Below are 5,873 nucleotides of genomic sequence, written 5' to 3' on the forward strand. Positions count from 1 at the left end.
CTTTTCACCATCAAATTTCGTCATTGGGACCAATCAAAAGACCATAAGAGAAAGCCTGGGTTCACAGAACCAAGGCTTTCTCGACAATCTGAGAAAGCAGCTTGGCTGCTTTCTTTTTGTTGTCGTTAAGGCAATGGTTGTTGTAGTGATAGTTCATCTAAACTTCTGAATGTGTAGCCAAGTTTTTCACATTCATCAATAATATCTCCAAGCGCTGCAGCATTATCAGGTGACACAGAGTGAATTAGCATAATAGCACCAGGATGAATTCGCTTCATTACCTGTTCGTATGCATATTCTTTGCCTTTTTGCTTATCAACTTCCCAATCTTTATAAGCAAGTGACCAAAAAACATTTGTATAACCTAGCTGGTTAGATGTCATTAACGTTCGTTCACTAAATTCTCCCCTTGGAGCTCTGAGGTATTTCATTTCTGGTTCCCCTGTTAACTCAGTAAACATCGACTTAACGCTCTCGAGTTCTTCGGTTAATTTTTCATCATTTACAGCAGGCAGACTCGGATGATGAAATGAATGATTTCCCACTATATGTCCCTCATTAACCATACGTTTAACAAGCTCACCTGCTGTTTTTAAATAATGACCTGTTACGAAAAAAGCACCTGGCACTCCTTTTTCCGCTAATGTATCAAGTACTTTTTCGGTATAGCCATTCTCATAACCGTTATCAAATGTTAGATAAAGCGATTTTTCATTTGTCTCACCCAAAAAATAACTATCTGATGCTTCTAACATCTCTTTGTAATGTGGTTCTGTATCTGCAGGAGTATGGGTTGGGGCAGGTTTATAACTCCAATTGTATTTTTTATTGTCATATGCAAATGCTTGATTACAAAAACAACTAAAGATCAATACGGTCGCTAATACTGCAGCTATTGCTTTTTTCATCTCTATCCGCCCTTCTTTTTACAAATCTACCCTCATAGTATGAGTAATGGAAGGCTGAACTATGAGCTGTTTTTCGACAGCTTTCGTTTTTTTTGGACTTGCATGTTGGATTTGCCTATGGTTTGATTAAATTTGATAATACTACTGGAGGACACATATTAAGATGATTAGATTAAAAACACTTTTACACGGTGCAGCAATGGGGATAACAGAACTTGTCCCTGGTGTAAGTTCAAGTACAATTGCGATGCTTATGGGTATTTACGAAAAACTTTTAGCTGCTATAAGTGACTTAACTACAGGTAATTGGAAAAGAGGATTAAGTTTTCTTATACCATTAGGAATTGGAATGGTAGCCTCTGTTTTATTATTTGTAAGCATTATTCGTTACTTGTTGGGTGAACATAATCAACCAATGATGTTTTTATTCATGGGGCTTGTTTTAGGGATTTTACCTTTTCTTTGGCGTTCTGCACACGCCGAAACAAATCGTCCCTTTCGACCAATCCACTTCATTATTATTGCAGCCGCGTTTATTTTAGTTGCGACAACAAGCTTCTTTGGTGAATCTGGACAAGAAGTTATGACCGATTTAACAATTGGCTCCTATGTTTATTTATTTATTTCAGGTTGGATTGCGAGCACTGCACTGGTACTACCAGGTATTAGTGGTTCATTAATGTTCATGATTTTAGGTGTTTACTATACGGCAATTGCCGCAGTAGATGATTTTAATTTTCCTGTTATCATAACAATTGGTTTAGGAGTTCTTGTTGGCTTACTGATCACAAGTCGCATTGTTCGGTATTTATTGCGAGCCTACACGCAAGCAACTTATTCAGCAATGATTGGTTTAGTTGCGGGTTCACTCATTGTCATTTTTCCTGGAACCTTCCCTACCACTTTTCTCTATACGCTTGTTTGTGTAATGACCTTTATATTTGGATTATCCACGGCACTCACATTTGGAAAAGCAGAAAGATCTCAGTAGTCCGTACATCTGTACAGGCTACTTTTTTGAATTGTTTATTATCTTATATAAAAAGGTTTGACGGAAACCCCTTCTTACCATAAAATAATAGTACTGAATTATGAGAGCGGGGTGATTCGATGGTGGGGAGTACAAAGTAGATAGAAAAACGGTATTAAGCGTACATGCCGTTTGGAACTTCTCGATTGCTTTCCAATCGGGTCGGGCTTCCGCTATTCTTGCGAAACCATCTACTCTTATTTAGCACAAGTGCGCACTACATGTATTGTAAGAACGATTAAAGAATAAGCGAAAGCCTCAAGTTCCAAACTAGGAAAATTACGATCCTAATTTGAAACAATTACCAGGAGGTGACTCCCTCTATCCGAGGGGACTATTTGGACATACAACAGGGACTTAGCTTACTCGCGGTTGCAATTTTAATTGGTTTAACCGCTTTCTTTGTGGCATCAGAGTTTGCCATTGTTAAAATAAGAAGTACACAACTTGAACCTCATTTAGAACAAGGAAAAAAATCAGCAAAGCATGCTAAAAAAGTCGTTACGCATTTAGATGAATACTTATCTGCTTGTCAACTAGGTATCACTATTACAGCACTTGGGATTGGTCGTCTAGCAGAACCAACGTTTGAGCAAATGCTTCATCCTTTTTTTGAGGATGTTGTTCCTGCTGCGGTGGTAACGACATTATCCGTTGCAGTCTCATTTGCATTTGCGACTTTTTTACATGTTGTGATCGGGGAACTTGCTCCGAAAACGATTGCGATTCAGCGTGCTGAACAGGTAACCCTGCTTATTGCCCGTCCGCTTGTCTGGTTTTATCGATTACTTTATCCATTTATTTGGCTTCTTAATGGTTCAGCTCGTATTCTTATTAAAATGCTTGGCTTTAAACCAATGTCAGAACATGAAGTGACTCACTCAGAGGAAGAACTTCGTTTAATCATTTCTGATAGCTACAAAGGCGGAGAAATTAATCAATCCGAGTTTAAGTATGTTAGCAAGATTTTCGACTTTGACGACAGACTTGCTAAAGAAATTATGGTGCCTCGTACTGAAATATCAGCGATTTCCATAGAAGACAGCCTAGATGATAACCTAGCTATTATGCGTGAAGAGAAGTTCACACGTTATCCTGTTGTAAACGGTGACAAAGACAATATCCTTGGAATTGTTAATGTAAGAGAAGTACTAACGGATATTGTCTCTCCAGAAGTATTAGAAGAAATTAAACTCGAGAATTATATTAGACCTGTTATTAGCGTTATAGAATCGATTCCTGTCAATGATTTGCTCGTTGAGATGCAAAAGAAGCAAACGCATATGGCTATTTTATTCGATGAGTATGGTGGTACTGCTGGATTAATTACCGCTGAAGATATCATTGAAGAAATCGTTGGTGAGATTCGCGATGAGTTTGATGTAGAAGAAGATCCATTAATTCGCAAGGTTGATGAAGATCATTACCTCCTTGATGGAAAAACGTTAATTTCTGATGTTAATAAGCTTTTGAAAATCCAATTGAGTGAAGAAGAAGTTGATACAATCGGTGGTTGGGTATTAACGGAGAAATACGACATTGAGGTTGGTGAAGTGATGATTTTTGATGGTTATCAATTCACTGTTAAAACATTTGATGGTCATCAAATTAAGCTTGTTGAAGTATTAAAGAACGCTGAAGAAGACAGTTTTGAAGATCAGTACCAAGCTTCCGGTTCTTCTTAAACGAAAAAACCAGTGCCAAGAGGCGCTGGTTTTTTAACATTAGAGAAGCCCGTGCTTTACATGTAAGTCAGCGCGTACGCTATCTAGGTGAGCCGTTCGATTCGTATAATGAAGAAGGTAACGGTCTGTTTCTTTATCCCATTCAATCAACGTAACGCTCGTATTACCTATAACAAATGGACGCTGTGCTGAGGCCAAATTATGCCCGACAATCATATAAGTTAATAGCGAACTGATAAAGCCTCCGTGTGATACGAGCAAGACGGTGTCTTCTTTTTGATGCGCCGTTTTTAACTGATGCAATAATGACTCACACCGTTCAGCAATTTGTTGATTTGTTTCCGTACCCTCAATATCTGAGCCGATTAACGCTTTTCCTTTCGTCTGAGGAAATAACTCGGCTATTTCTTCTCTAGTTTTTCCTTGCATTGGGCCTAACTCAACTTCCCGCAACCTCTCCCATTTTTGTACAGGCAAACCTGTTGTGGCAGAGATCGCTGTAGCTGTATCATACGCCCTTGTTAAATCACTTGAATACAAATAATCTGCACGTAAAGTTTGACAAAATTCTGCAACTGCGTCAGCTTGAAGAATTCCTTTATCAGAAAGAGGAAAATCCATAGAACCTTGGATTTTCCCTAATTTATTTCCTTCTGATTCCCCGTGTCGAATCATATATAGTTTCATAGATAAGAATCCCCCTATTCGCTTGGCCAATCTTTACGAAACTGTATGCATTTCGTTTCAATATCTTCTATCATCGTTAAAATAGAGTCTAATTCGTTTACAGTAGCTGAATCAGCATCCATTCCTTCAACCACTTCCGCCAATAAGACAAAACGCTGCTGTAAATAATCAAGTTGCTTATCTTTTGAATTTATTGTTCCACCCATTTAATTAAATCTCTCCTTTTTTGCAGGTGTTAACAGTGTACCAAAGTCGAGACAGACTCTCAAATGGTCTTTCGTTTCTCTTACAGATGAGCTAAGATAGATCTTGTAGCAAAGGAGCTTGATACCATGATTTTAGAAACAAACACAACTATAACACCTAAGAATGATCCCTGGGAAGCTTATCGCGATATGGAAGATTTCGGTGAGCTTGCACTATCCAATATCGAGGTTACGACTACTACCTTATGTAATATGCGCTGTGAACATTGTGCAGTCGGTTACACGCTGTCACCAAAAGACCCTGAACCACTACCGCTTGACTTGTTAATAAAACGTTTAGATGAAATACCAACCTTACGAGCGTTTAGCATTACAGGTGGCGAACCGATGATGTCAATGAAATCCGTACGAGACTATGTCGTACCATTGTTAAAGTATGCGCATGAACGAGGGGCAAAAACACAAATTAATTCTAACTTGACGATGCCATTAGAACGATATGACTTGATTCTTCCTTACTTAGATGTCCTTCATATTTCGCATAACTATGGAAGTATAGATGATTTCTCTTTAATTGGCTTTGCCCATTCTGAACGTAAGCCTGGAAAAAAACAGCGTGAGACGATGTTTAATCGAATGATTGACAACGCCAAATCATTAACAGCACGAGGCGTTCTTGTTTCAGCCGAGACGATGTTGAATAAGAGGACTCTCCCTCATCTTGAAAGTATACATAAACAAATTGTGGAGATGGGTTGCCAGCGTCATGAAGTTCACCCGATGTATCCGAGTGATTTTGCATCGGCATTAGAGACCGCTAGTTTGGCTGAGATTCGCTCTGGAATAAACCGTTTGCTTGATTGCCGAGACCGATCAACTTGGATGCTGTTTGGAACATTGCCATTTTACCCATGTTCAAGTAACTCAGAAGACATTAAACTTCAAAAACGATTATATCAAGAAGAACTCGTTACTGTACGTAATGACCCTGACGGACGATCCCGTTTGAACGTTAATTTATTCAGTGGCGATATTATTGTGACCGATTTCGGTGATGTTCCTGAACTTGGAAACATTAACACAACTAGTTTTGTGGATGCCTACAAACAGTGGGAACAGTCATCTGTAAACAAATCAATTGCTTGTCATTGCCCAAGTGTGCGTTGTCTAGGACCAAATTTACTTGTGAAAGAGGCATATTATCCAGAAGTTGATTTTAGGGTACGATCATCAAACATTTAAAAACCAGTTCATATGAACTGGTCAGATTGTCGAGAAAGCCTTGGTTCTGTGAACCCAGGCTTTCTCTTATGGTCTTTTGATTGGTCCCAATGACGAAATTTGATGGTGAAAAGGA

Annotated in this window: 6 protein-coding genes; 3 read left to right on the forward strand and 3 right to left on the reverse strand. The window is 38.7% G+C overall.

The window, feature by feature from the left end; translation table 11 throughout:
- Positions 1 to 125: 125 nt before the first annotated feature.
- Positions 126 to 908: a delta-lactam-biosynthetic de-N-acetylase gene (gene pdaA, locus JOC54_RS22755; protein ID WP_035422338.1), complete on the reverse strand. Its 783-nt coding sequence runs from the start codon at positions 906 to 908 to the stop codon at positions 126 to 128.
- A gap of 163 nt (positions 909 to 1,071) precedes the next feature.
- On the opposite strand from pdaA, the gene JOC54_RS22760 reads away from it, so the two are divergent.
- The gene (locus JOC54_RS22760; RefSeq protein WP_035441698.1) at positions 1,072 to 1,899 is read left to right on the forward strand and encodes a DUF368 domain-containing protein; all 828 of its coding nucleotides are present in this window, start codon (positions 1,072 to 1,074) and stop codon (positions 1,897 to 1,899) included.
- Between the two features lie 377 nt (positions 1,900 to 2,276).
- On the forward strand, positions 2,277 to 3,623 hold the full coding sequence (locus JOC54_RS22765; protein WP_204469440.1) for a hemolysin family protein: 1,347 nt from the start codon (positions 2,277 to 2,279) through the stop codon (positions 3,621 to 3,623).
- Positions 3,624 to 3,662: 39 nt separating this feature from the next.
- On the opposite strand, the gene JOC54_RS22770 is transcribed toward JOC54_RS22765, so the two are convergent.
- Both JOC54_RS22770 and JOC54_RS22775 read right to left on the reverse strand, forming a co-directional pair.
- Entirely contained in the window at positions 3,663 to 4,310 is a 648-nt protein-coding gene (locus JOC54_RS22770) for a histidine phosphatase family protein (protein WP_204469443.1), read from the reverse strand.
- A 14-nt stretch (positions 4,311 to 4,324) separates the two neighbouring features.
- Complete coding sequence (locus JOC54_RS22775) at positions 4,325 to 4,516, reverse strand: SE1561 family protein (RefSeq protein WP_204469445.1); 192 nt, start codon at positions 4,514 to 4,516, stop codon at positions 4,325 to 4,327.
- A 126-nt stretch (positions 4,517 to 4,642) separates the two neighbouring features.
- Between JOC54_RS22775 and yfkAB the strand changes: the two genes are divergently transcribed.
- Positions 4,643 to 5,758, forward strand: coding sequence for a radical SAM/CxCxxxxC motif protein YfkAB (gene yfkAB, locus JOC54_RS22780; RefSeq protein ID WP_204469447.1), 1,116 nt, complete (start codon positions 4,643 to 4,645; stop codon positions 5,756 to 5,758).
- Positions 5,759 to 5,873: the final 115 nt, after the last annotated feature.

This window comes from Shouchella xiaoxiensis (assembly GCF_016907895.1).
Lineage (GTDB): Bacteria > Bacillota > Bacilli > Bacillales > Bacillaceae_D > Shouchella > Shouchella xiaoxiensis.